A 22,355-nucleotide genomic window follows, 5' to 3' on the forward strand; every position below is an offset into this window, starting at 1 on the left:
TGGGTTCACGATTTCGTGTGTTTCAGACTCCGTACATTTATAGATCCACCCACGCGGTCGTCATACCGAGGGACGGAACGTGCCACCGGTGGTCGGGATGGTCGCCGTTTCGTTGCCGGAGTTCGATGCGCGCGTCGAAGAGGGGGGACAACTCCGCGACAGTGGTGTCATCGTCCGGCATGGTGAGGTGATAGTGGGCCATTCCACGCACGCCTTTGGTGATAGCACAGATGGAACGGAGAAAGCGCTTGAGCGCGAGAAGGTTCTGCTCGTCGACGAGGTAGTTCAGCGAATCGACACAGACCCGAAGCTCCGCCGGGGAGACGCCATCGGTCGCGTCGTCGTAATACCCGATGGCGGTCACTATCTCCTCGCGAAGTTCGTGAAGGCCGTTCTTCCCATCCAACGGCGGGAGAGTTTCGTCGATACTGGCGGCTGCCTGCGGAAGGGCACGGCGGCTGTTCCCGCGGTCGATGAGCCAAACGGAGGAGTCATCGGGTGAAACGTCGGCCGGGAAATGTTCGTCCGCGGTGCTGATTCCCGCGTCGGTGAGTGCGAGGACGCGTTTTCGGTCGTGAATATCGTCACCGAAGAGGGTTCGCGACGCTCGGTTCGTGACGCGTTGTGGCACTTCACCGGTGACGAGGAGATTGCTCCCATGCTGTCGGAGTCTTTCGAGGAACTCCCGGAACACGTACACGTCCTCCTCGTCCCGGAATAACGGCCGACAGTCTTTCATCTTACATAGTATGCCACGTAATTTGATAAAACGTCTCTGGTTCCGACGAGCCAATACGAAGGCCTTAAACCCGACAACCGGGAAGGATCGATAACTCGCTGGGAAACGGGCACCAGTGGGCACCTGCAATCGCAGGACGGAATGTGGCGTACGCGATTCGACCGAATCGCGAGGAGGCGGGACACCGCCGAACACGCTGAACCACTCAACGCCCGTGGTGATAGACAATGGCAAAAAGTTTCTACTCCCACATTCGCGACGCGTGGAAAGACCCGGACGACGGCAAACTCGCCGAACTCCAGTGGCAACGAAAACAGGACTGGCGCAAACAGGGTGCCATCGAGCGAATCGACCACCCGACCCGACTCGACCGCGCCCGCTCGCTCGGCTACAAGGCCAAGCAGGGCGTCGTCGTGGCACGCGCGAGCGTCCGCAAAGGTGGCGCGCGCAAACAACGACACAAGGCCGGACGGCGCTCCAAGCGGCAGGGTGTCAACCGCCTCGGACGGCGCAAGAACATCCAGCGCATCGCCGAAGAGCGCGTCAGCAAGAAGTACCCGAACCTTCGCGTCCTCAACTCCTACTGGGTCGGCGAGGACGGCAGCCAGAAGTGGCACGAAGTGATTCTGGTGGACCCCGAACACCCCGCCATCCAGAACGACACGGACCTCAACTGGATCTGTGACGACTCGCACCGTGGCCGCGCCCACCGTGGCCTCACGAGTGCCGGACAGCGAAACCGCGGTCTCCAACAGCGCGGCAAAGGTACGGAACACACCCGACCGAGCAACAGCAGCGGCAAGGGCCGCGGCAAGTAACACCTCCGGTTCGCGGTTCGGAGTTCGAATTTTTCAGAGCGCAACTCTCGGATAGCGGCCGCTGGCCCGGTCTACTGGGCGAGAAAGGGAGGAAAACTCACGAGTCGAAGCGGTGAGAACCATCTCAACTATTATCACCTCTGCGACCGTTTCTCGTACGCGATGGGGGAATCGGAGGAGGAAGTTCGAAAGCAAACCGAAGGGATGAGTCGGCTCATGGGCTTCAGCGACGGCGTTTTCGCCATCGCCATCACGCTGTTGATACTCAACATCGAAGTACCCAAATCGACGGGAATGGCGGCGGTAGCGGTGAGCCAAATCGTCGACGAGTGGCCCGACGTCCTGAGTTACGTCATCAGTTTTCTCGTCATCGGCAACTACTGGATCGTCCACAACGATATCTTCGGGGACGTCGAACGCTACGACCGAAAACTCCTCTGGCTGAACGTCATCTATCTCATGTTCGTCGCGTTCATCCCGTTTTCCACCTCGCTGATCGGCGACTTTCCGGGGGGTGTTCCCGTGATGATCTACGCCGGAACCCTCACGCTGACGAGCGTCGTCCTCGCCGTTCTCTGGCGGTACGCGTGGTCGAGCGACTTACTCGACGGGGCGGTCGACCGCGATGACGTGCGCGAAGTCACCTACGACATTCTCACCCCCGCAACCGTCTTCGCCGGGTCGGTTTTGATAGCGCTCGTCAGCGCTCAGTGGGCGATGTACTCGTGGTTTCTCCTTCTGTTCGCCGACCCGATTCGGGAGCGGTTGATCGGATGAGACTTCTATCGCTCATATTGACCGGATAAAGACGTTTCAGAGGGGGAACGCGTGAACGGCAATGAACCGACGTAAATCCTATACTGCAATATCAAATGAGGACTGTTGGCGAAAATTCGATTACGGATGCATCTCCCGACGGACGGTGGGAGTGCCGAAGACGGTCTACCGAGCAGAACAGCACAGTTCGTCGCGGCCACGGGAGAACACGACACGAGAAACGATGTCGAACGTCCCGCTGTGACGTGCCGTCAGTTCGGCGACTACTCCTCGGGTTCGCCGACCTTCACCAACTGCTTGCCGATGTTCTCGCCCTCGAACAGGCCGAGGAAGGCGTCGGGGGCGTTCTCAAGTCCCTCGGTGACGGTTTCGCGGTACTCGATTTTATCCTCTGAAATCCACTTGCCGAGCTGTTTCGCGCCCTGCTCGAAGCGCGGCGCGAAGTCGCCGACGAGGAGGCCTTCCACGGTCGCACGTGTCTCGATGAGTTTGCCGAGTTTGCGCGGGCCGGTCGGCACGGATTCGGCGTTGTAGAGCGCGATTTGACCGCAGACGGCGACGCGAGCGTCGACGTTGAGTTTGGAGAAGACGGCGTCCGTGATTTCGCCGCCGACGTTGTCGAAGTAGCGGTCCACGCCCTCGGGTGCGGCGTCGTCGAGCGCCGCGCCGTAGTCGTCCACGTCCTTGTAGTTGATTCCGACGTCGAAGCCGAGTTCGTCTTCGAGGAAGGACACCTTCTCGTCGGACCCGGCGAATCCGACGACTTTGGCACCCGTGAGCTTCGAAACCTGACCGACGACGGAACCGACCGCACCGGCCGCACCGGTGATAACGACCGTATCGCCCGCCCGCGGTTGGAGGACTTCGCGGGTCCCGAAGAAGCCCGTCAGCCCCGGCATGCCGAGGACGCCCAGCGAGGTGGAGATGGGTGCGAGGTCGGGGTCGACCCCTTGGAGCGCGGGACCGGGTGCGGTGACGTAGTCGGCCCATTCGAGGTTCCCGGTCACGATATCGCCCGTCTCGAAGTCGGCGCCGTTGGATTCGACGACTTCGCCGACGACGCCCCCTTCGAGCGGGTCGCCGACCTCCCACGGTTCGGCGTAGGACTCCCCGGCGTCCATCCGACCGCGCATGTACGGGTCCACGGAGAGGTACAACGTGCGGACAAGGGCCTCGCCCGGCCCCGGTTCCGGGACGTCCTCTTCGACCAGTTCGAAGGTGTCTCGGTCGGGCGTTCCGCTCGGGCGCTTCGACAGCAGGAATTTTCGATTCGTCGCCATACTGAACGATACTGGGCACACGGATAAGGGACCTGTGGCGGAAGCCGCCTTTGCCGCTTACAGGAGGATAGCAAATAACACGAGCACGACGACGTGGAAGGTGACGTGGCCTGCCATCGCCGATTCGATGCTGTTCTGCCAGTAGAGCCATCCCAACCCGACGCCGACGAGCGCGTTGAGGAGAACGACCTGCAAGACCAGCGCGGGCGTTAACTGGGTGGCCGTCGCGAGCACGGGGAGATGTCCAGCACCGAACGCCAACGCGGAGACGGCGATTGCGGCCCACATGACGCTGGCGGAGGGACGGTCCCCGCCGGTGAACTTCCAGAGGAGCCACACGACGAGCGTCATGAAGCCGTACCGGACGAGCAACTCCTCCGTGATACCGCCGTAGAGGAATTTGGTCGGGATATCCACCATCATCGAATAGACGGTGACGTCGTTCACACCGACCGCGACGAGGGACGATAGTCCGGGAACGAACGCCGCGAACGCGCCGTCGAAGACGAGGACGGCGAGAGCGAGGACGACGCCGACACCGACCGATGCGGGTAGCTCCTCGGCGAACAGCACCACCGGTTGTGTCGTTCCGACGAGTCGGTAGAGGACGTGCGAATGGAGTCGCACGCGCGGAATGAGGGCGGTACCGACGAGACAGGCGAGCGCGAGGAGGAGGAGCGGTTGTGCGACGGCGAGCAGAAAGAGGAGATGGGTCGGCACGTCGGCGACCTGTGGAAGGCCGTGCAGTTCGTCGAGAGACGACGCACCGACGAACAGGACGCCGGGAATTCCGAGCGCGAATGTCAGGGCGGCCCCTTCGACGAACGAGCGCGTTCGCGGTCGGTCACTCCTCGAACCCCGGGGATTCATACGACCCGGAGCGCACCCGAGGACCAAAAAGGTTCGAGTGACGGTTCCGGGTTCCGGTGGAACCACGGATTTATAGCCGGATGTGCCTACTTGAAACCATGAGCGGCCTTTCGCTCGACGCGACGCAACTCGACCGCTACTCCCGGCACATCATCATGGACGAGGTGGGCGCGGAGGGCCAACAGGCGCTCCTCGACGCCCGCGTCCTCGTGGTCGGTGCCGGCGGCCTCGGCGCACCGGCCATCGAATACCTCGCGGCGGCGGGCGTCGGTACAATCGGTATCGCCGACGACGACGCCGTGGAGCGGAGCAACCTCCAGCGACAGGTGATTCACGGCGACGACGACGTTTCGCGTCCGAAAGTCGATAGCGCCGCCGACTTCGTTCGGAACCTCAACCCGGATATCACCGTCGGGACGCACGAGGTGCGCGTCGAACCCGACAACGCCGAGTCGCTTATCGCGGACTACGATTTCGTCGTGGACGCGAGCGACAACTTCCGAACTCGGTACCTCGTCAACGACGTGTGTACCCTCACCGATACGCCGTTCTCACACGGCGCGATTTACAAGTTCGAGGGACAGGTCACGACGTTTACGACCGACGGACCGTGTTACCGCTGTCTGTTCCCCGAAGCGCCGCCGGAGGGCATGGTCGCGGACTGTGCGACGACGGGCGTCCTCGGCGTCCTCCCCGGAACCGTCGGCTGTATTCAGGCCACCGAGACGGTCAAATCGGTCACGGGAATCGGCGAGGTGTTGGAGGGTCGAATGCTGTTTTACGACGCGATGGACATGCGCTTCGAGGAGGTCCAGTATCGCAAGAATCCCGACTGTCCCGTCTGCGGCACGGACCCCATCGACTCCATCGAGGACGTGGAGTACACCGAATCGTCGTGTGCAGTGCAGGTTGACTGACCGGATTTTCAGACGGTGCTAAACACCCGCAAACACGGTTCTTATGCAATGAGAAGCGCAATATAGGTTTATCTCATCTCCCGTCGTCTCTACAATCGTAGGTGAATACAATGGCAACTAACCAACTCAACACTGGAGCAAACACGTTCGAAAGCAAAATCGGTGGACTAACCGTTCGCGGACAGGCACACAGCCTGAGCGCGTGGTTCGTGTTGGCGCTCCGTCTCATGATGGGCTACGCGTTCCTCGCCGCCGGATGGGCGAAGATAGCGGCGACCGAACCGTTCGATGCGGCGGGCTACCTGACGAACGCGGTTCCCGCGGCGAGCCCGATGGTCGGCGTGTTCCACTGGATGGGCACCACGCCGTGGTTCGTGGACGTCGTGAACGTCGCCGTCCCGTGGGGAGAACTGTTCATCGGCCTCGCGCTCCTCGTCGGCGCGTTCGTCCGCCTCGCGGCGTTCTTCGGCGCGTTCATGATGGCCATGTTCTACTTCGGCAACTGGACCGTCGAACACGGCGTCATCAACGGCGACTTCGCGTACATGCTCGTCTTCCTCGCCGTCGCGGCGTTCGGAGCGGGCTACATCCTCGGCTTGGACACGCTCATCGCGCGCTACGAGGTCGGCGGCAAGGCGTTGGTCGAGCGCTACCCCGCCCTGCAGTACATCCTCGGCTGAGTGACTTTTTTCGCGGACATCGTCGATACGAGAGGCATGGAATCGGGGGACGTGGAACGCTGGCGGGCCAACTGGCAGGACGAGGTGGACGGCGCGGCGCTCTATCGCGCGATGGCAGAGTCGGAGTCGAACCCGGAACTCGCGGAGTTCTCATCGGCGTGACGATTGCGGGGTGATTTCCGAGGGACGGCGCGGTGAAACGACCCTCGACGGAAATCCGTGAGTACATGCCGATGCAACAGAGATGGGGAAATATGGACTCGAACGTGGGGCGGTGGAGCGGTCGAGCGCTCGTCACGGTGGCGGCGCTCGGGGCGCTCCCGGTGGTTTCCGCGCACGGCGGGAGCCATCCACAACCGTATCCGCAATGGCTCGCGCTGGTCGTCATGGCCGTCGGTATCGCCATCGTCGGCGGGAGCGTCCTCCTCGGACGCACCGTGTGGGAACATCGCCGAACCCAAACCCTCTACGGCGTCTACCTCGGCCTGTTCGTCGCCGCCGCGGGTGCGGTCGGGTTGGTACAGTTGTCGCCGGTGCAGACGCTCCGAGCGTCACAGGAACCGATAGCCAGACAGTGGTACCAACCGCTGACGCTGGCGCTCGGGACGATGATAGCCGTCGGAAGCCTCGTCGGCGGCCGTCTGCGGTTCCCCGAGCGTCCGCGCTACGCCGCACTGGGGATGGCCCTCGGCGCGTGGGTCGCCTACCCGACGGTGATGGCGTCCGTCGGCGCGGCCACGAACCCCGTGGGGTACGTCCTCGTCCTCGGACTACCCCTTGGCGTCGGGTACATCCTCTGGCGGGACGCGCGTGAACCCCTATCGCGGGTGTTCAGTAACGGCAAGGCCCGGTGGTTCGGCGTCGGAACGGGCGTCCTCGCGTCGCTGTTCTTCGTCTTCTCGATGGGCATGGTGACGTTCGTCCCCGAACACGGCATCGGCATTCCGAAGGGGTCGTTCGTGACGACGGCACAGGTCGCCAACCCGCTCGTCTACTGGACCGCCGTGGAGTTCGGTTTCCCGTCGATTCCGATTGCGGGAGTGTTCTCGACCGGACTGCTGATTCAGATCGGACTCGTCGGCGTCCTCGTCGGATTGAACGGGGGAATAATCGCCCACCAGTGGCTCGGCGACGCGAAGACCGGGTCCACCGGCGCGGCTTCGGGAACGGCGGCCGTCGCGGCACCAAACGCCTGCTGTTGCTGTGGCCCCGTCATCTCGGAACTCGCCGTCGTGTCGGTCGGCCCGTCGGCCGCGGCCCCGCTCTACTGGCTGTTCGTGGACCTCGCGTCGCCGGTCGGCGCGCTGTTCTTCGTCACCAGCGTCGGCCTGCTGGTCGGCAACCTCGCGCTGTTCGGCATCAGGAACGAGTGAACGGAACTCGGTGGCTCACTTTCGGCGGTCGTACTCCCAGTCGTCGTGGAGCGCCCGCCACACCGACGTTCGAACGGCGGGAATCGTCAGCAGACGGGCGGCGAGGGGCGGATGGGTGAGGAGGCGGTACAGCACTCGGGCGGGGTGTCGGTCGATGTCCTCGATGTCGATACCGGAGGCGGCGGCGAGTAGGTCCGCTAACAGGTCGGTTCGGCCTTCGTCCAAAACGGTCGTGGCGAGCGACGAGAGGAGGTATTCGGCCCGCATGCCGCGATGGAGTCTATCGGGATAGGCGTCCAGTTCCCCCGCCGAGACGCAGTCGCCGAGCAGGAACGCGGAGTGAATCGCCTGTGAGATGCCTTTTCCCGTGAACCGGTTCGCGATGCCAGCGGCGTCGCCGACGCGGACGACGTTGTTCTCCGGGCGGTAGACCCGTTCCGGGTCCAAACTCGGCCCGCGCGGAATGATGGCGACGTTCGTCTCGCTTCGCTCCGGTTTCGGCCAGTCGTTCCGCTCGCACGCGGCGCGGAAGGCGGCGAAGTAGTCGTCGGGAACGTCGCCCTCGTGCCATCCGACGCCGACGTTGGCCCGCGTTTCGTCCTTCGGGAACAGCCACTCGTAGCCGAGATAGTTCTCGAAAACGATGCGCGAGTGGGGGTAGAGCGCGGAAAAATCCCCCGTCACGTCCGCGTTGAGGGCGACCATCCGCCCGGCGTACTCGTCCGTCGTCCCGCGGACCTTGCTCGTGAGCGATGGCTGGCCCGTGGCGTCCACCAACAGGTCGTACTCGCCCGCGAGGCGGCGGAACTCCGCCTTGCTCACCCCGTACTCCTCGCGGATATCGACGTCCCGTTCGGCGAGCCATTTCGCCCACCGCCGCTCGACGACGTTTCGGTCGGTGATGTAAGCGTCCGCCGCGGGAAACCGACCGCTGCCGATGACCCCCTCGTCGCCGCGAACCGCCACCTGAAACGACGGCACGCGGTTCAGAAAGCCGTTCTCCGCAGTCTTCTCCAGCGGAATTTCCGAGGCCGCCGTCATCGCCTCGCCGCAGTTGACCCGCTTTTCGTCGTATCGCTGCCGCTCGTAGAGCGTCACGTCGTCGCCGAGTCGGTGAAAAACGGTGGCGGCGGCGAGACCGCCGACCGCACCGCCGATGACAGCAATTCGTCTCCGACTTCGCATGTCGTCCTCGATACGGTTCGGGACGCGAAAAAACCTACTCAGCCAGCAAACTGTCCACGAGTCTGGTGAAGCGGTCCACCATCCGCTCGGGGAACGACGGCGTGACTGCTGCCAGCAAATGGGCCGTCTCCTCGGGTCGGGTCGGGGCGAGCGTCACCCGGTTTCGGACGTCGTGGCGCTTCTCCACGAGGTCCTGCTCTTCGAGGTGCGAGACGTGCCATTCGAGCGTGCTCCGGGCGATGCCGAGGTCGTCGGCCAGCCTCGCGGGACGCGCGGTGTCGCGTTCCAACAGCGTGACGAGCACGTCGCGGGCGGTTTCCCGGCGGAGCAAGGCGAGCGCCGCCCGCTCCCAGGCGTCGTACTCGGGGGCGTAGTAGTGGGTCTTCCCGTAGAGTTGCTCGCTCACGAGTCGCTCCTCGGCCAGCAACTCCCGCATGTGATACTGTATCTGTCCCGGAGCGATGTCCGACTCCCGGACGAGGTCGTTGAAGTGAATTCCCGGACGGGAGTCCACACATCGCGCGATTCGTGTTCGTGTTTCCGTCATCGTCGTTCGGTCGTCATGGTTCGTTATCGCGTTTCGACGCTTCGTGCGTAGTACACCGCACCCACGAGGAGGGCGATTACCACGATGTCGAGGCCGTGTTCGTACAGGTGGTGTGTGTTCGCGGAGAGGTAGTTCGCCGCCGTCATCCCGCCGACGAACTCGCGGCCCGCGAGCGCCGCGAACGCGAGCGCGACCAGCAGATAGGGAAGCGTCCGCCGCTGGCGAAACGCCGCGAGCGCCAGCAGAAAGACCGCCGCGGACCCGAGCGCCGCCACTGCCAACACGACGTGGAGCGCGAAACTCCCCCCGGAAGCGACGGCGTGGAGCGGGTACAGCGCGGGAGCCATCTGTCGTGGCGTTGGTGCTGGACGTACCTGAGGCGTTCGGTTCGAGCGGACAAGGGGCAACGGCTTCCGGAGACATCCGGTTTTACCGTCTCAGCACACAAGCAACGGGCATGAGCCATCCCGAAGCGACCGACCGACTCGTCGTGTACTCCGATTACGTCTGTCCGTTCTGCTACCTCGGGCGGCAGTCGCTGAAGCGGTACCGGGAGTCGCGCGAGGAACCGCTCACGCTCGACTGGCACCCGTTCGACCTCCGAAGCGGGAAGCGCAACGCGGACGGGTCCATCGACCATGGTGCGGACGACGGGAAGGACGACACGTACTACGAACAGGCGCGGGAGAACGTCCGACGGTTGCAGGAGAAGTACGGCGTCGAGATGGCCCAAGAGATAGCGACCGACGTGGATTCGCTTCCCGCACAAGTCGCCTCCTACTACGTCGAATCCGAGCATCCCGACCGATGGCTCGACTTCGACGAAGCGATCTTCGAGGCGCTGTGGCAGGACGGACGGGACATCGGGAACGAAGACGTTCTCGCCGAGCTCGCGGCGGAGAGCGGACTCGACCCCGAGGAGATACGGGGCGCAATCGAGGACGACACCTTGCACGGAGAGATTGGGGACTGGTTCGCCGAGGCACAACAGCGCGGCGTGACGGGCGTTCCGACGTTCACGTACGACGGCTACGCCGCCCGCGGCGCGGTGCCGCCGGAGCAACTCGAACGACTCGTGGAAGGAACCGAGTAACGCGTTCGAAACCGATTACAGTAGTTTTACCACCGTCCATCGACGCCGTGAAAGATAGATGGCAGGACGGTTCGCACTCGACATCGAGACGGTGAGTCCGAATCTCGAACACTACGAGACACCGCCGGATTTCGACGACCCGGCGTATTTCGAACTCCTCGCGGTCGCGCTCGGCTACGAATCGCCGGACGGGGACAGGGAGACGGAGATGTTGTTCCGGCGGGACGACACCGCGAACGACGAACTCGACTTGGTGGCACGGATGCTCGACTGGCTCGCGGAACGCCGCGGGGACGAGTACGTCACCTACGGCGGCGAGACGTTCGACGTCCCGCAACTCGTCGGCCGAACGAGGGCGGCAGCGGACGGTTTAGCGCGGGACGGTCTCGCCGACCGACTTCGGACTCGCCTCGAAACCGACCTCACGCACGTCGATTTACGGAGACCGGCGTGGGACGCGTTCGGCGACTACACGCGACTCGAAGCCGCCTGCCGGAACGTCGGGATACGGCCGGGGGACACCGACTGGGAGACGTACGACCACGGCATCGACCTCGACGCGCTCCGTCCCGAGAAGTTTCGGGGCTTCGAGAAGGTTATCAACAAGGACGTCCCGGTGTTCGGCGAGCGGTACATCGCGCTGGCGGCCGCCGGTGCGACCGAGACGCTGACGTTCCGGTCGTTGCACGAACTGCTGGACCACTACGGGCGGGAGGACATCGTTCACCTGTTCGACCTCGCCGACGCTCGGCCGTTCGGGGAACCGAACAGCTTTTAGCGGCGGTACGCCCAAGCGACGGCATAGTGAAGGCGTACCAATGATTCTCGTCATCGACAACTACGACTCGTTCGCCTACAACCTCGTCCAGTACCTCGGAGAGTTCGCTGACGACGTGGTCGTCCGGCGGAACGATGCCATCGACGTGGTGGGAATCCGCGACCTCGACCCGGACGGCATCGTCGTCTCGCCGGGACCGGGGACGCCCGACCATGCGGGCGTCTCGATGGACGTGTTCGCGGAGACGACGTATCCCGCGCTCGGGGTCTGTCTCGGCCATCAGGCGCTCTGTGCGACCCACGGTGCGCCGGTCGTTCACGCTCCGGACGTCATCCACGGGAAACCATCGACGGTGACACACGACGGCGAGGGCGTGTTCGCCGGACTCCCGGACGAGTTCGAGGTTGGCCGCTATCACTCGTTAGCGGTCGAACGGGTGGACCTCCCGGACGTACTGGTCGAGACGGCCCGAACCGCGGACGAGCGCCGGACGCTGATGGGGGTTCGCCACGCGACCCTACCGCACGTCGGCGTGCAGTTCCATCCCGAAAGCATCCTGACCGGCGAGGGCAAACATCTCGTTCGAAACTTCTGTAACCTGTGCTACGGGATGGAGGACCGATGTACTATCACGTGAACGGCGACCTCGTCTCCGAATCCGAGGCGACAGTGAGCGTCCGCGACCGGGGATTCATGTACGGCGACGCGGCGTTCGAAACGATTCGCGCCTACGGTGGGACCCCCTTCGAGTGGGACGGCCACGCGGACCGTCTGCGCGCCACCTGTGACGCGCTTTCACTCGACCACGGCGTCCCCGACGGCGAACTCCGGCGGCGAATTCGCGAGACGCTCGACGCAAACGACCTCCGGGAGGCGTACGTCAAACTCTCGATTTCTCGGGGCGTCCAACCCGGAAAGCTCACGCCCGGTCCGGCGACGAATCCCACCGTCGTCGTCATCGTCTCCGAACTGCCGCGCGGAGGGGTCGGTGGTGAATCCGTCTGGAACGGCACCGCAACCGCCGACGTGGTGGAGACGCGACGCATCCCCGACGCCGCGCTTCCCGCACACGCGAAGACGCACAACTACCTAAACGGCATCCTCGCCCGTCTCGAAACCGACGCCGACGAGGCTATCCTGCTCGATTCGTCGGGGGCCGTCGCCGAGGGCGCGACGAGCAACCTGTTTTTCGTCCGCGACGGCACGCTTCACACGCCCTCGCTCTCGGGACCCGTCCTCCCCGGAATCACGCGCAACGTCGTCCTCTCGCTCGCCGAGGCGGAAGGGATTCCGACCGAGACGGGCCGGTACGAACCGGACGACGTGCTGTGCGCCGACGAGGCGTTCCTGACGAACACGACGTGGGAGGTTCGCCCGCTCGCCCGAATCGGTGCGACCGAAATCGGCGGCGGGAACGTGACCGCGGAACTCGCCGACGCGTTCGACGCGCTGGTGGAAACGCGCCACTACGCCGGAAATCGGGACTGACGCCCGGTTTGAAAAAGCTCAAACGCCTCCGCTGGCTACGTGAACGCAATGGACGAGAACCGACGAATCGCCGCCGTCGAGGAGATACCCGACGACACGACGTTCCTGTTCACGATTCGGAACGGTTTCGACGAAGAGGAGGCCGTTCTGGTGGAGGACGACGGCGAGGTACGAGCGTGGAAGAACTACTGCCAGCACTGGACCGACGTGCGCCTCGACAAGGGCGACGGTGCGAGCATGCGCGACGGCGAACTCGTCTGTGGCAAGCACGGCGCGCTGTTCGAGGCCGATTCCGGCGTCTGTACCTACGGCCCGTGTGAAGACGCGGTTCTCGACGAAGTGGACGTGACCGTCGAAGACGGCGCGGTGTTCCTCACCGACTCGGACTACGAGTTCGTCCAGCAGGGGTCGTCCATCGAGTACGACCTGTCCTCGAACCGCTCGCTCGGGTTCTGACGGGACAGGGGAATCAGTACAGTTCCGCTATTCGCCCTCCCGAATCACGAACGTCGGTTCGTCCACTGCCTCGCTCTTGCACTCCGGGCATCGTGACGGTCTGTTCGCCGGGTTGTCGAATCGGTGGAAGCCACAATCCCGGCACTCGGGCGGGGCGACTAACAACTGCTCGCCGTTCGATTCGACCGAACGGGCGACGTGTCGGACGTGTCGCACCGCCGCACCGGCCGTGATTTCGAACTCCGTCGCGAGCACGCTCGGGGACGCCGGTTCGCTTCGGAGGAACGTCGCAATCCGCTCGCGCGTCGTCTCGTCGTCGCGCATACTCATCGTTCGTCGTCGGGGTTCAAATTTGTAGCGCGAAATTTCGGACAACATAAACTGTTTTCCGGTCGGGGTTCATGAGATAATTTGACATGGGGGAGCGATCGACCACCGGCGAATCGACAGGGACTGAAATGACGAGGAATCATACAGTTCTCTTTGTCGAACACGAAACGGATATCGCACGGGTGCTCGACAGTCACGAGGACCTGACCGTACACGTCGAACCGTCCATGAGCGAGTGCCTCTCCCGTCTTTCAAACGAAGCGATAGATTGCATCGTCAGTAACTACGAACTGCCGGATGCGACGGGGTTAGAACTCCTCGATTCCGTGCGCGAGGACCATCCGAACCTCCCGTTCGTCGTGTTCACGGGGGAGGGAAACGAGCGAATCGCCAGCGACGCCATCGACCTCGGCGTGAGCGATTACGTCCCCGAAACGACCATCGAGGATGCCGCCGACCTCCGGAAACGAATCGTGAGCGCGATTCGAACACACCTCCGCGGGCGCGGCGAGAGCCGAATCGATACGCTGATGAGCGCGTTTCCGGACGTCGCGTTCCTCCTCGACGAAGACGGCCGATACCGGGAACTCCTCGTCGGTCCCAACTCCGAAAACCTCGCCTTCACCGCACCGCCTGACCTCGTCGGACGGCGAATTCACGACGTGTTTTCGGCGGATATCGCGGACACGTTTCTGGCCCACATCCACCGGACGCTGGAGAGCGGCCGAGTCGAAACGATGGAGTATCCGATGACCGTCGAGAGCGGGCGGCGGTGGTTCGAAGCGCGTTCGACGCCGCTCGGTCAGGAGATAGACGGAAAGGACGTCGTCGTGTGGGTCGCCCGCGACATCACTGACCGACGAGAGCGCGAGCGGACGCTGACTCGACAGCACGAGGAATTAGAGACACTGAACCGGATTCACTGGGTGATTCAGGAGGTCATCCACGAACTCGTTCACGCCGCGACCCGCGACGACATCGAGCAGTTGGTGTGCGAGCGGTTGGTCGAATCGGGACTGTACGAACTCGCGTGGACCGACGAGAGCGAGGTCAGTCGCGGCGGCGTGACGCCGCGAATCCGGGCCGGCGGTATCGACGGCTATCTCGATACGCTCATCGAATTCGGCGAGGACATCGGCGACGACCTCGCGAGCAGAGCAATGCGGACCGACGAACTACAGGTCATTCAGGACGTTCGAGAAACGTCGATGCTCCCCCAAGAGATACGGGCCGAAGCGACCGCCCGCGACATCGAGTCGGGTATCTCCATCCCGCTCTCGTACGGCAACACGATGTACGGGTCGCTGTCGCTCGTTTCGACCCGCCCGGGCGTCCTCGGCAAGCGGGCACAGGCCGCCCTCGAAACCCTCGGGGACACCATCGGATTCGCCATCAACGCCGCGCGGAACAAGAAGATACTGCTGTCCGACAGCACCGTCGAACTGGAATTTCACGTGAGCGGGTCACGCGACGCGGTTATGGCCGCGTCCCGCGAATTCGACTGCACGTGTCACCTCCTCGGCTTGGTTCCGGCCGCGGGAGGTCAACTTCTCCATTACGTTCGCGTCGAGGACGCTCCCACCGACCGTCTCGAAGCGATGCTGTCCGAGTCGGATGACGTGACGGAGTGTCGATTCATCGAAACGGAGGAGACCGGTGCCGTCATCGAAGTTCGCATGACAGAATCGACGCCCAAGCGATTAGTCGAAGCGGGTGCGGCCGTCCAGTCCGCGACGGCGAATCGAGGGACGGTGTCCATCGTCGCCGAAATTCCGCGCGAGACGGACGTTCGGACGGTCGTCGATACGTTTCAGTCGCGGTATCCGTCCGCGGAACTGGTCGGGAAACGCACCATCGACCGACCGATCCAAACCGCACAGGAGTTCCGTCAGTCGCTGACCGACCGCCTCACCGACCGACAGGAGACGGCGCTTCGGACCGCCTATTTCGCGGGGTACTACGATTGGCCGCGTGGAAGTACCGCCGAGGACGTTGCCGGCGCGCTCGACATCGCCTCGGCGACCCTACACTACCACCTTCGGAAGGCACAGCACGAACTGATCGCCGCGTTGTTCGACGAGACGGGAACTGACGACTCCTGACCGATTACTCGACAGTATTTCCCGCAGAAGGGTCGCGCAATGAAAAAGGACTTAGGGGGGCGCGGTGACGATGTTGCTATGAAAGCCGTCGTCCTCGCGGGCGGATACGCGACGCGCCTGTGGCCGATCACGAAACAGCGCCCGAAGATGTTTCTCCCCATCGGTGAAACCACGGTCATCGACCGTATCTTCGCCGACTTGGAAGCCGACGAGCGCGTCGATACCGTCTATGTGAGCACGAACGAACGATTCGCGGACGATTTCCGTGACCACCTCGCGGAAAGCGAGTTCGAAAAACCGCAACTGAGCGTCGAAGACACCTCCGAGGAGGGCGAGAAGTTCGGTGTGGTCGGCGCGCTCGCGCAACTCGTCGAGCGAGAGGAGGTCGACGATGACCTCGTCGTCATCGCCGGCGACAACCTCATCAGCTTCGACGTCGGCGATTTCGTCGACTTCTTCGAGGAGAAGGGGTCGTCCTGTCTCGCCGCGTACGACGTGGGAAGCAGGGAACTCGCGAAAGCCTACGGTCTCGTCGAACTCGACGGCGACCGAGTCGTAGAGTTTCAGGAAAAGCCGGAAGACCCCAACTCGACGTTGGTATCTATCGCCTGCTATGCGTTCACGCAGGAGACGCTGCCGCTGCTGGAACGGTATCTCGAGGACGGCAACAATCCCGACGAACCGGGGTGGTTCCTCCAGTGGTTGCAGTCCCGAAAACCAGTGTACGCCTACGTCTTCGAGGAGGCGTGGTTCGACATCGGCACGCCCGAGAGCTACCTCGAAGCCGTCGCGTGGTACCTCGGCGGAGACTCCCGTATCGCCGACAGCGCCACGCTGGAGAACACCACGGTCGGTGAAAACGTCCACGTGATGGACGGTGCGGAAGTCACCGACGCAAATCTCGAAAGCGCCATCATCTTCCCCGAGGCGACGGTTCGGGGCGGCGACGTGCGAGATTCCATCATCGACGAGGGAACGCACATCGAGAACATGAACTTGGCGGGCGCACTCATCGGCGCACACACGCAGATAACGAGCGAACCGGACGAGTAGACCCACCTTTCGTTCCCACCTTTTTTCTTCGTCGGGTGTCCTCGCGCCTTCGGCGCTGCGGGAACCCTCCTCGAAAAAATCTGGACCAAAAAAGAGCCGCTCGCTCACCTCGTTCGCTCGCGGGAGGGTTGCTTACCACAACGGGAAGAGAACACCGTAACTGCACCGCGACCGCAAACCCTATTCTTCGCCGAGCCAAGCGTCCGTAATCCGCACCCGTCCACGACTTCCGTCCCATTCGGTGTCGTGCTCCAACTCGATGGGACGGTCCATGTGCGGTGCGTCCGTGACCAAGGTTTCGAATTCGCCGCCTTCGCCCAAGATGTGAACCCCGTACTCGTCGTTGAGGGCTTCGAGTTCGGAAAGCGCGTCGGCGTCCAGCGTCCGTCCGATCCACGATTCGTCCAGTCCGTAAGCCGCGACCTGGACGATTCTGATTTCGAATCCGGCGTCGAGCATGGCGTCGGCGAGTTCGCGGGGGTCCTCCTGCCAGAGCGGCGCGAACAGGTCGATGCCGAGGTCGTCACAGAGGGCCTGAATCCGGTGCGTTTGGAACTCGCTTTCGACCGCACCCGCCGTGACGCCAGCGAGGTCGATATCGAGGTCACGGAGGGCGGCCTCCATGATTTCCGTCTCCATGTCGCCCTGTTCGCCAGCGTCCTCGACGGATTCGGCGTCGAAGTCGCCCTCGACGTTCACGAGCGGAATCCCGATGCTTTCCGCGGCGAGTGCCGTGAGTTCGGTGGCCGGAACGTGATACATGTACGAGTCGCCCGCCGGATGGACGGTGAGGAGTCGTTCGACGTTCAATCCCTCCTCGAGCGCGCGGTAGAGCGCCCACGAGGAGTCCTTACCGCCGGAAAAGAGGCTGACCCACGCCTGCTGATTCATGGGGCAGTTTGCGAGTCGGGGGATAAATGCGCCTCGGTTACTCGGCCAGTTCTTCGCTGATGGCCGTGCCGCTCACGTAGGACGCCACGCGAACGCCGACGAGACTGACGAGGACGCCGAGGACGACGTACACCGCCAGTCGCATTCCGGGGTCGAACGTGAGTTGTTGGACCGTCGTCTGACCGACCGTAATCTTGGGAATCACGACGGGCGGGATTTCGCCCGCTCGCTGGAGGAAGTAGGCCGAAAAGCCCCGCACGACGAGTCCGACCGCGAGGACGCCGAACGGAAGGTTGAGATACGAGTTTCGAACCCGGTCGTTGCGGATGGCCTCGTCCAGCAGGCGGCCCATGCTGGCGGTGAGGGCGGCGACGGCTATCCACGGAACGCTCTCGAAGGCGAACGCCATCGCGGTCATGAGGACGTTGCCGGTCGAATCGACCGGTGCGGCCCGGAGCGCCCCGGCGAACACGCCGATGAGCGACAGGCCGACGGCGACGACGTAGGTGACGATGGACACCCGACCGGAGTAGAGGGCGTCGCGGGCCTCGGCGGGCAGGTTGCGGAAGTAATCGCCGATGGCGAGTCCCTTGTACAGGACGAACAGGCCGATGACGGCGGTGATGGTCGACGTCGCCATGGCGAGTCCCAACTGCAAGAGGAGGACCGGAAACGCGATGAGCGCCACTCCGGTCGGAACGAGGACCGTCTGGCGCAGTTCCTCGTCGGCGAGGAACTGCTTGAGCAGGTAGTAGGTGGATTCGATGTCGCGGGCCTGTCGGACGACGACGCGGTCCACGGCGTCCACGCGGACGCGACTTTCGAGGATGGGGACGAGTCGCTCGTCCTCCGCGCTGTCGATGACGATGATGGCCGAGTCGGGGTCGTAGGTCTCCATGAGTTCGTCCATCTGGGCCGCCACGGCGCGGTCCGCGCCGACCCGCGTATCGCCAGTCCCGGAGATGACGGCGACTATCGACGTTTCGTCGCCGTCTCGCAAGTCGCGGGCGACGCGTAGCGCTTCGAGGAGACAGTTGACACTCGAATCCTCGGGGTCCGCCAAGCCGACATCGGTGACGAGCGCCTGTACGGCCTCCCACCCGGCGACGGGCATCTGTAAGCCGGTTTTACGCCCGATGTCGTCGTTCCTATCGACACACACCACCAGCGTACTCATTCGATATTCGGTTCCAGACGGCGAGAGGATAAAAAGGTCGTCTTTATGCCAACTCTCGCGCTCGCTGATAGGACCTCGTTAGGTACGTCTCCATAGCATTTCGGCTCGCCTAAAAATCGGAACGTTTTAGGTGTTTAGGTTGGCCTAAATCAATATATGCAAATGGACAGGCGGACTCTCTTGAAGGCCGGTGGTGCGACACTCGTAAGCGGACTCCTCGCCGGGTGTAATGCCCCCGACGCCGAATCGAGCGTGAAGGACGTGACCGCGGAGGCTGCCGTCGCGGCCGAGTGGAACGTTTTGCGCGCCCGACTGCACGACGCCTTCGCGCTCGGGATCGCGGGCGAGTTCGATGCCGGTGCGACCGTCGCCGAAGACACCTTCGTCCGGTTCGAGCAGGCGACCGGTGAATGGGGGGCACACGAAAAGCTCGAAGGAACGAGCGAGACACACTACGAGGAGTTCGAGGAGGCTGTCGGCCAGTTGAAGACCCGCCTCCAAGAGGAGAACACGGAGGAGACGAAAGTCGAACTCGGCCTCGGCAACGAACACCTGCGCGAGGCACAGGTGCAACTCGTCGGGGAACGGAACGTCCGTGCCCTCGACCTGCAACTCCTCGGCACGCGATTCGAGAACGCCGCACTGGTCGCCGCCGCCGGTAACCTCTCTGGAGCGCATACCATCGCAAAGCGGGCGCTCTCCGCGTTCGAGGGCGACGACCTCCACGACGAGTTCAAATCGGCGAACGAGAAGACCTACGAAACGTTCGAACAGGCCGCAAAAGCGACGGTTCGGGCCGCGAAGAACGGGAAGGGGGATGTCGTCGCAAAGCGGTCGAACGAGACGGTAACGGCCGCCGTGGCCGGGTCCTACGCCCTCGGTACAGAGAACGTCGCGGGCGCGGGCCACATCGCGCTTATGCAAGCGCAGGGCTTCGACGCGAAGGCCCTCTCCTCGCTCGGCGGTCCATCCTCCTCGTTCGCACACGCCGCCACCCTGAACAGCTACCGCGTCCGGGCCGCCGACTGCAAACGCTTGGTCGCGCGGGGTGAAACGAAGCGAGCGAAAACGGTCGCGGAGGACATCTTCGCCGACTTCGAAGCGTCGAACGCACACGAAGCCCTCGAAGACGGTGACGGAAAGGCCTACGAGGGATTCGAGTCCGGCCTCGAAGCGCTCGCCAGCGCCGCTGAATCCGGGAACGGGAAAGCGGTCGAAACGGCGATTACGAAGGTCGATACCAACCTCCGGGCCGGTATCGAAACCCTCGGGACGGGCGTCCAACCCGCGATTCTCCAAGCGGGGTTCTTCCGCGCCCGGTTCGCCGACGCGCTCGAACGATACGAGCGCGGGGAATCGAAGGCCGCGGCGACCATCGCACAGTCGCTGTTCGCGCGATTCGAGAAGAACGAACTCGACATGCACGAAACGCTGGAGGGGACGAGCGAATCGCTCTACGATCGGTTCGAGCACGAACACCTCGAAGAGGGTCTGATTCCCGCGTTGAAAGGAGACGGCTCCGGCGCGACCACGCACTTCGAGGGGTCGATGAAGGCGCTTCTCGACTTCGAGACGAAAGCCGCGAGCGCGAGCGTCGTGGCCGGCGCGGAGGCGAGCTTCATGTCCGGACGGATTTTCGACGCCGCAGTCGTGGCGACACTCGGCGACACGAAACGGGCGAACGCCATCGTGGAAGCGACGTTCGCACACTTCGAACGCGGCGCAGGTGGCTACCACGAGGCGCTGGAACACGGGGACGCCGAGCGCTACGAATCGTTCGAGACGGCGCTGGGGAACGTCACGGACGCCGAGGATACGTACGCGAAGGCGTTGACGTTCGGCCACGAGGCGGTCAAATCCGTCTACGCCGTCGTGAAAAACACGGGCGGCGACTTCGGGGGCGCGGCGGCCACGGTCGTACGGGACTCGTTCTCCCAGTTCGAGAAATCCGACGTTCACGAGATGCTCGAATCCGAGAACCGCGACGCCTACGAGACGTTTGAGACGAAGCTAACCGCGTATGCCGACACGCTCGAATCGGGAGAGGGAATCGACTCCGCGAACGACGCCTTCGCCACCGCCGCGCTTCGGGCCGAATTCACCGTCGTCGGCGAACTCGATAAGGCACCCGTCGGGGGAACCAAAAACGGCTCCGACGACGAGGGGTCGGAGCCGAAGCTAACGGGCGGTCCGAACGTCAAGCAAGGCGTCCCGAGCGATGCGGACCACGTCATCGACATCAAAGCCGTCTCGTTCGACCCGGAGAAACTGACTATCGAGAAAGGCGACACCGTCGCGTGGAAACACGTCGGCGGCGAGGCACACACCGTCACGGCACGTGAGAAGTCCCTTCCCGAAGGTGCGGCGTACTGGGCCTCCGGCGGGTTCGATTCGGAGAAAAAGGCCACGTCCGGGTGGGATGCAGGTAAGGGAGCGGTACAGTCCGAGCAGTCGTTCGTCCACACGTTCGAAGTGGCGGGGACGTTCGATTACTACTGCATTCCGCACGAGGCAGCGGGCATGACCGGGAAAGTCGTCGTCGAATAGGCCGAATGCGCTCGTCGTCGCTTCGCTGTTTCGCCGTCATTCAGACGTTTCCGTTCAGTGCATCGAAAATACCGTCGGTGAACTCCCGCTCCAACCAGAGTCCCGCTTCCATTCCCCCCGCGACGACGGCGGATTCGACTGGGACCTGTCCACCGCCCATTCGAGCGTGGCCCCCGGCGTTTGCACCCGGAATGTCGGTGACGGCCATCTGCAACGCCTTTCCCATGTGAACCCGGTCGTCCCGCGAGCGGCCAGAAATGTGAAGCGTGTCTTCGCGGCGACCGTAGACCACGACTGCGGTAACGCCTTCGAGGTGCATCAGTTCGTCAGCAGCCTGCGGAATGGCGTCCGCGTTCGAGAGCGCCCCGACGTTACAAACGGCGAACGACCCGCGCACCTCCCGTTCCGTGATTGCGCGCGATTTGATTTCGAGGACTTCCGCGCTCACTTGCGGGTTCGCGATACGGTCGAGGCAGTGTTCGTCCACGCCCTGATACAGATACGCGCTGGCGGAGAACTCCGCCGCACAACACCCGTTCGTGAGATGTTTCGTGTCGGACTGGATGCCGTACAGGAGGCCGGTAGCGATGTCGGACGGGAGGACGAACTCGTCCTCCGGAGGGACCGCCTCCGGGGCGACCGGCGTCGCTCCGAGGTCGTCGAAGTACTCCGCGACGATGGTCGAACACGCGCCGTAGTTCGTTCGCTTGTCCGTAAAGACCTTCCCGGTTCCGTTTCCGGGATGATGGTCGATGACCGCGTACGGTTCGATTCGCTCCGACCCGTCGAACCCGCGCGGCGTGTTGTGGTCCACGAGAACGATGGTAGAAGCAGCGAGGTCGGTGACGTGTTCGACGCGGTCGAGTTCGAGGTCGAGAATGGTCCGAAATGCGCGATTTTCCTGATGTCGAATTTGTCCCGCATATTGAAGCGTCGCCTCCGTCCCGACCGTTTCGGCGAGATACGCGATAGCGATTCCACAGGCCATCGCGTCGGGGTCGGGGTTCGGATGCATCAGGACGACGATTTCGTCCCGCTTGGCCAACGCGCGTTTGAGGCGAGCGCCCTTCGGTCGCCGAATCCAGCGGACGACCAACCAGAGGGACACAGCCAGCACGGCCACACCGACGACGGCCCCGATGACGAGCATCGGGTTGTCGGTGCTGTAGAGCTGTGCCGAGCGGAACAGCCTTTGTGCAGACTGGTCGCCGCGAAACTGCATACCCTCGAAGTCGATACGGGAAACCAAGAACT

24 protein-coding genes are annotated in these 22,355 nt (G+C 63.5%); 14 read left to right on the forward strand and 10 right to left on the reverse strand.

All coding sequences use genetic code 11. From position 1 onward, the window contains the following. Window positions 1-37: 37 nt before the first annotated feature. Complete coding sequence (locus AC1XDK_RS08600; RefSeq protein WP_483349425.1) at window positions 38-739, reverse strand: DUF7504 family protein; 702 nt, start codon at window positions 737-739, stop codon at window positions 38-40. 227 nt (window positions 740-966) lie between these two features. Here AC1XDK_RS08600 and AC1XDK_RS08605 point away from each other — a divergent pair, with 227 nt between their 5' ends. Both AC1XDK_RS08605 and AC1XDK_RS08610 read left to right on the forward strand, forming a co-directional pair. Further along, window positions 967-1,557: a 50S ribosomal protein L15e gene (locus tag AC1XDK_RS08605; RefSeq protein ID WP_483349426.1), complete on the forward strand. Its 591-nt coding sequence runs from the start codon at window positions 967-969 to the stop codon at window positions 1,555-1,557. Between the two features lie 162 nt (window positions 1,558-1,719). Next, a complete protein-coding gene (locus AC1XDK_RS08610) occupies window positions 1,720-2,334 on the forward strand; it encodes a TMEM175 family protein (RefSeq protein WP_483349427.1) in 615 nt (204 codons plus the stop codon). A gap of 263 nt (window positions 2,335-2,597) precedes the next feature. Here the strand turns inward: AC1XDK_RS08610 and AC1XDK_RS08615 are convergent, their stop codons facing one another. Together AC1XDK_RS08615 and AC1XDK_RS08620 are read right to left on the reverse strand one after the other, a co-directional pair. Further along, on the reverse strand, window positions 2,598-3,614 hold the full coding sequence (locus AC1XDK_RS08615) for an NADP-dependent oxidoreductase (protein ID WP_483349429.1): 1,017 nt from the start codon (window positions 3,612-3,614) through the stop codon (window positions 2,598-2,600). Between the two features lie 57 nt (window positions 3,615-3,671). Then, window positions 3,672-4,484: a CPBP family intramembrane glutamic endopeptidase gene (locus tag AC1XDK_RS08620; RefSeq protein WP_483349430.1), complete on the reverse strand. Its 813-nt coding sequence runs from the start codon at window positions 4,482-4,484 to the stop codon at window positions 3,672-3,674. A 98-nt stretch (window positions 4,485-4,582) separates the two neighbouring features. On the opposite strand from AC1XDK_RS08620, the gene ubaA reads away from it, so the two are divergent. The 4 genes from ubaA (at window position 4,583) to AC1XDK_RS08640 (ending at window position 7,454) form a co-directional block, all read left to right on the forward strand. Next, window positions 4,583-5,401 (forward strand): SAMP-activating enzyme E1, encoded by an 819-nt coding sequence (ubaA, locus tag AC1XDK_RS08625; RefSeq protein WP_483349431.1) that lies wholly within the window; start codon window positions 4,583-4,585, stop codon window positions 5,399-5,401. A 110-nt stretch (window positions 5,402-5,511) separates the two neighbouring features. Beyond that, window positions 5,512-6,081, forward strand: coding sequence for a DoxX family protein (locus AC1XDK_RS08630; RefSeq protein WP_483349432.1), 570 nt, complete (start codon window positions 5,512-5,514; stop codon window positions 6,079-6,081). Window positions 6,082-6,117: 36 nt separating this feature from the next. Further along, window positions 6,118-6,243 carry a hypothetical protein gene (locus AC1XDK_RS08635; protein WP_483349433.1) on the forward strand — a complete coding sequence of 42 codons (126 nt, stop codon included), beginning with the start codon at window positions 6,118-6,120 and terminating at the stop codon, window positions 6,241-6,243. Between the two features lie 92 nt (window positions 6,244-6,335). Beyond that, window positions 6,336-7,454: a hypothetical protein gene (locus AC1XDK_RS08640; RefSeq protein WP_483349434.1), complete on the forward strand. Its 1,119-nt coding sequence runs from the start codon at window positions 6,336-6,338 to the stop codon at window positions 7,452-7,454. A gap of 15 nt (window positions 7,455-7,469) precedes the next feature. On the opposite strand, the gene AC1XDK_RS08645 is transcribed toward AC1XDK_RS08640, so the two are convergent. The 3 genes from AC1XDK_RS08645 to AC1XDK_RS08655 are packed head-to-tail and all read right to left on the reverse strand — an operon-like array spanning window position 7,470 to window position 9,533. Continuing rightward, the gene (locus AC1XDK_RS08645; protein ID WP_483349435.1) at window positions 7,470-8,639 is read right to left on the reverse strand and encodes an NAD(P)/FAD-dependent oxidoreductase; all 1,170 of its coding nucleotides are present in this window, start codon (window positions 8,637-8,639) and stop codon (window positions 7,470-7,472) included. A gap of 34 nt (window positions 8,640-8,673) precedes the next feature. After that, window positions 8,674-9,186 (reverse strand): winged helix-turn-helix transcriptional regulator, encoded by a 513-nt coding sequence (locus AC1XDK_RS08650; protein ID WP_483349437.1) that lies wholly within the window; start codon window positions 9,184-9,186, stop codon window positions 8,674-8,676. Window positions 9,187-9,209: 23 nt separating this feature from the next. Then, entirely contained in the window at window positions 9,210-9,533 is a 324-nt protein-coding gene (locus AC1XDK_RS08655; RefSeq protein WP_483349439.1) for a DUF7471 family protein, read from the reverse strand. A 110-nt stretch (window positions 9,534-9,643) separates the two neighbouring features. Between AC1XDK_RS08655 and AC1XDK_RS08660 the strand changes: the two genes are divergently transcribed. The 5 genes from AC1XDK_RS08660 to AC1XDK_RS08680 are packed head-to-tail and all read left to right on the forward strand — an operon-like array spanning window position 9,644 to window position 13,001. Then, entirely contained in the window at window positions 9,644-10,279 is a 636-nt protein-coding gene (locus AC1XDK_RS08660; RefSeq protein WP_483349859.1) for a DsbA family oxidoreductase, read from the forward strand. A gap of 58 nt (window positions 10,280-10,337) precedes the next feature. Continuing rightward, a complete protein-coding gene (locus AC1XDK_RS08665; protein WP_483349440.1) occupies window positions 10,338-11,057 on the forward strand; it encodes a hypothetical protein in 720 nt (239 codons plus the stop codon). Between the two features lie 40 nt (window positions 11,058-11,097). Further along, the gene (locus AC1XDK_RS08670; protein ID WP_483349441.1) at window positions 11,098-11,694 is read left to right on the forward strand and encodes an anthranilate synthase component II; all 597 of its coding nucleotides are present in this window, start codon (window positions 11,098-11,100) and stop codon (window positions 11,692-11,694) included. After that, a complete protein-coding gene (locus AC1XDK_RS08675; protein ID WP_483349442.1) occupies window positions 11,679-12,545 on the forward strand; it encodes an aminotransferase class IV in 867 nt (288 codons plus the stop codon). The genes AC1XDK_RS08670 and AC1XDK_RS08675 overlap by 16 nt, the downstream gene beginning before the upstream one ends. Window positions 12,546-12,593: 48 nt before the next feature. Further along, window positions 12,594-13,001: a Rieske (2Fe-2S) protein gene (locus tag AC1XDK_RS08680; RefSeq protein ID WP_483349443.1), complete on the forward strand. Its 408-nt coding sequence runs from the start codon at window positions 12,594-12,596 to the stop codon at window positions 12,999-13,001. Window positions 13,002-13,028: 27 nt separating this feature from the next. Here AC1XDK_RS08680 and AC1XDK_RS08685 read toward each other — a convergent pair whose 3' ends face one another. Further along, a complete protein-coding gene (locus AC1XDK_RS08685) occupies window positions 13,029-13,325 on the reverse strand; it encodes a transcriptional regulator (protein ID WP_483349860.1) in 297 nt (98 codons plus the stop codon). 92 nt (window positions 13,326-13,417) lie between these two features. Here AC1XDK_RS08685 and AC1XDK_RS08690 point away from each other — a divergent pair, with 92 nt between their 5' ends. Together AC1XDK_RS08690 and AC1XDK_RS08695 are read left to right on the forward strand one after the other, a co-directional pair. Then, window positions 13,418-15,433 carry a bacterio-opsin activator domain-containing protein gene (locus tag AC1XDK_RS08690; RefSeq protein ID WP_483349444.1) on the forward strand — a complete coding sequence of 672 codons (2,016 nt, stop codon included), beginning with the start codon at window positions 13,418-13,420 and terminating at the stop codon, window positions 15,431-15,433. Between the two features lie 78 nt (window positions 15,434-15,511). Next, window positions 15,512-16,486 (forward strand): nucleotidyltransferase family protein, encoded by a 975-nt coding sequence (locus AC1XDK_RS08695; RefSeq protein WP_483349445.1) that lies wholly within the window; start codon window positions 15,512-15,514, stop codon window positions 16,484-16,486. A gap of 180 nt (window positions 16,487-16,666) precedes the next feature. On the opposite strand, the gene AC1XDK_RS08700 is transcribed toward AC1XDK_RS08695, so the two are convergent. Beyond that, the gene (locus tag AC1XDK_RS08700; protein ID WP_483349446.1) at window positions 16,667-17,377 is read right to left on the reverse strand and encodes a diphthine--ammonia ligase; all 711 of its coding nucleotides are present in this window, start codon (window positions 17,375-17,377) and stop codon (window positions 16,667-16,669) included. Window positions 17,378-17,414: 37 nt separating this feature from the next. Next, complete coding sequence (locus tag AC1XDK_RS08705; RefSeq protein WP_483349448.1) at window positions 17,415-18,554, reverse strand: DUF373 family protein; 1,140 nt, start codon at window positions 18,552-18,554, stop codon at window positions 17,415-17,417. Between the two features lie 162 nt (window positions 18,555-18,716). Here AC1XDK_RS08705 and AC1XDK_RS08710 point away from each other — a divergent pair, with 162 nt between their 5' ends. Further along, a complete protein-coding gene (locus tag AC1XDK_RS08710; RefSeq protein WP_483349450.1) occupies window positions 18,717-21,101 on the forward strand; it encodes a DUF5059 domain-containing protein in 2,385 nt (794 codons plus the stop codon). A 40-nt stretch (window positions 21,102-21,141) separates the two neighbouring features. On the opposite strand, the gene AC1XDK_RS08715 is transcribed toward AC1XDK_RS08710, so the two are convergent. Beyond that, a complete protein-coding gene (locus tag AC1XDK_RS08715) occupies window positions 21,142-22,323 on the reverse strand; it encodes a DHH family phosphoesterase (RefSeq protein WP_483349451.1) in 1,182 nt (393 codons plus the stop codon). Window positions 22,324-22,355 lie beyond the last annotated feature (32 nt).

This window comes from Haladaptatus sp. HS23 (genome assembly GCF_056892285.1).

Excerpts from the sequence above, each read along its gene's own strand:
- AC1XDK_RS08670 (WP_483349441.1), top strand. The coding sequence starts at position 11,098 with ATGATTCTCGTCATCGACAACTACGACTCGTTCGCCTACAACCTCGTC.
- AC1XDK_RS08620 (WP_483349430.1), bottom strand. The coding sequence starts at position 4,484 with ATGAATCCCCGGGGTTCGAGGAGTGACCGACCGCGAACGCGCTCGTTC.
- AC1XDK_RS08600 (WP_483349425.1), bottom strand. The coding sequence starts at position 739 with ATGAAAGACTGTCGGCCGTTATTCCGGGACGAGGAGGACGTGTACGTG.
- AC1XDK_RS08630 (WP_483349432.1), top strand. The coding sequence starts at position 5,512 with ATGGCAACTAACCAACTCAACACTGGAGCAAACACGTTCGAAAGCAAA.
- AC1XDK_RS08650 (WP_483349437.1), bottom strand. The coding sequence starts at position 9,186 with ATGACGGAAACACGAACACGAATCGCGCGATGTGTGGACTCCCGTCCG.
- AC1XDK_RS08705 (WP_483349448.1), bottom strand. The coding sequence starts at position 18,554 with ATGAGTACGCTGGTGGTGTGTGTCGATAGGAACGACGACATCGGGCGT.
- AC1XDK_RS08660 (WP_483349859.1), top strand. The coding sequence starts at position 9,644 with ATGAGCCATCCCGAAGCGACCGACCGACTCGTCGTGTACTCCGATTAC.
- AC1XDK_RS08695 (WP_483349445.1), top strand. The coding sequence starts at position 15,512 with ATGAAAGCCGTCGTCCTCGCGGGCGGATACGCGACGCGCCTGTGGCCG.
- AC1XDK_RS08710 (WP_483349450.1), top strand. The coding sequence starts at position 18,717 with ATGGACAGGCGGACTCTCTTGAAGGCCGGTGGTGCGACACTCGTAAGC.
- AC1XDK_RS08715 (WP_483349451.1), bottom strand. The coding sequence starts at position 22,323 with ATGCAGTTTCGCGGCGACCAGTCTGCACAAAGGCTGTTCCGCTCGGCA.
- AC1XDK_RS08645 (WP_483349435.1), bottom strand. The coding sequence starts at position 8,639 with ATGCGAAGTCGGAGACGAATTGCTGTCATCGGCGGTGCGGTCGGCGGT.
- AC1XDK_RS08680 (WP_483349443.1), top strand. The coding sequence starts at position 12,594 with ATGGACGAGAACCGACGAATCGCCGCCGTCGAGGAGATACCCGACGAC.
- AC1XDK_RS08665 (WP_483349440.1), top strand. The coding sequence starts at position 10,338 with ATGGCAGGACGGTTCGCACTCGACATCGAGACGGTGAGTCCGAATCTC.
- ubaA (WP_483349431.1), top strand. The coding sequence starts at position 4,583 with ATGAGCGGCCTTTCGCTCGACGCGACGCAACTCGACCGCTACTCCCGG.
- AC1XDK_RS08655 (WP_483349439.1), bottom strand. The coding sequence starts at position 9,533 with ATGGCTCCCGCGCTGTACCCGCTCCACGCCGTCGCTTCCGGGGGGAGT.
- AC1XDK_RS08690 (WP_483349444.1), top strand. The coding sequence starts at position 13,418 with ATGGGGGAGCGATCGACCACCGGCGAATCGACAGGGACTGAAATGACG.
- AC1XDK_RS08640 (WP_483349434.1), top strand. The coding sequence starts at position 6,336 with ATGGACTCGAACGTGGGGCGGTGGAGCGGTCGAGCGCTCGTCACGGTG.
- AC1XDK_RS08615 (WP_483349429.1), bottom strand. The coding sequence starts at position 3,614 with ATGGCGACGAATCGAAAATTCCTGCTGTCGAAGCGCCCGAGCGGAACG.
- AC1XDK_RS08610 (WP_483349427.1), top strand. The coding sequence starts at position 1,720 with ATGGGGGAATCGGAGGAGGAAGTTCGAAAGCAAACCGAAGGGATGAGT.
- AC1XDK_RS08605 (WP_483349426.1), top strand. The coding sequence starts at position 967 with ATGGCAAAAAGTTTCTACTCCCACATTCGCGACGCGTGGAAAGACCCG.
- AC1XDK_RS08635 (WP_483349433.1), top strand. The coding sequence starts at position 6,118 with ATGGAATCGGGGGACGTGGAACGCTGGCGGGCCAACTGGCAGGACGAG.
- AC1XDK_RS08700 (WP_483349446.1), bottom strand. The coding sequence starts at position 17,377 with ATGAATCAGCAGGCGTGGGTCAGCCTCTTTTCCGGCGGTAAGGACTCC.
- AC1XDK_RS08675 (WP_483349442.1), top strand. The coding sequence starts at position 11,679 with ATGTACTATCACGTGAACGGCGACCTCGTCTCCGAATCCGAGGCGACA.
- AC1XDK_RS08685 (WP_483349860.1), bottom strand. The coding sequence starts at position 13,325 with ATGCGCGACGACGAGACGACGCGCGAGCGGATTGCGACGTTCCTCCGA.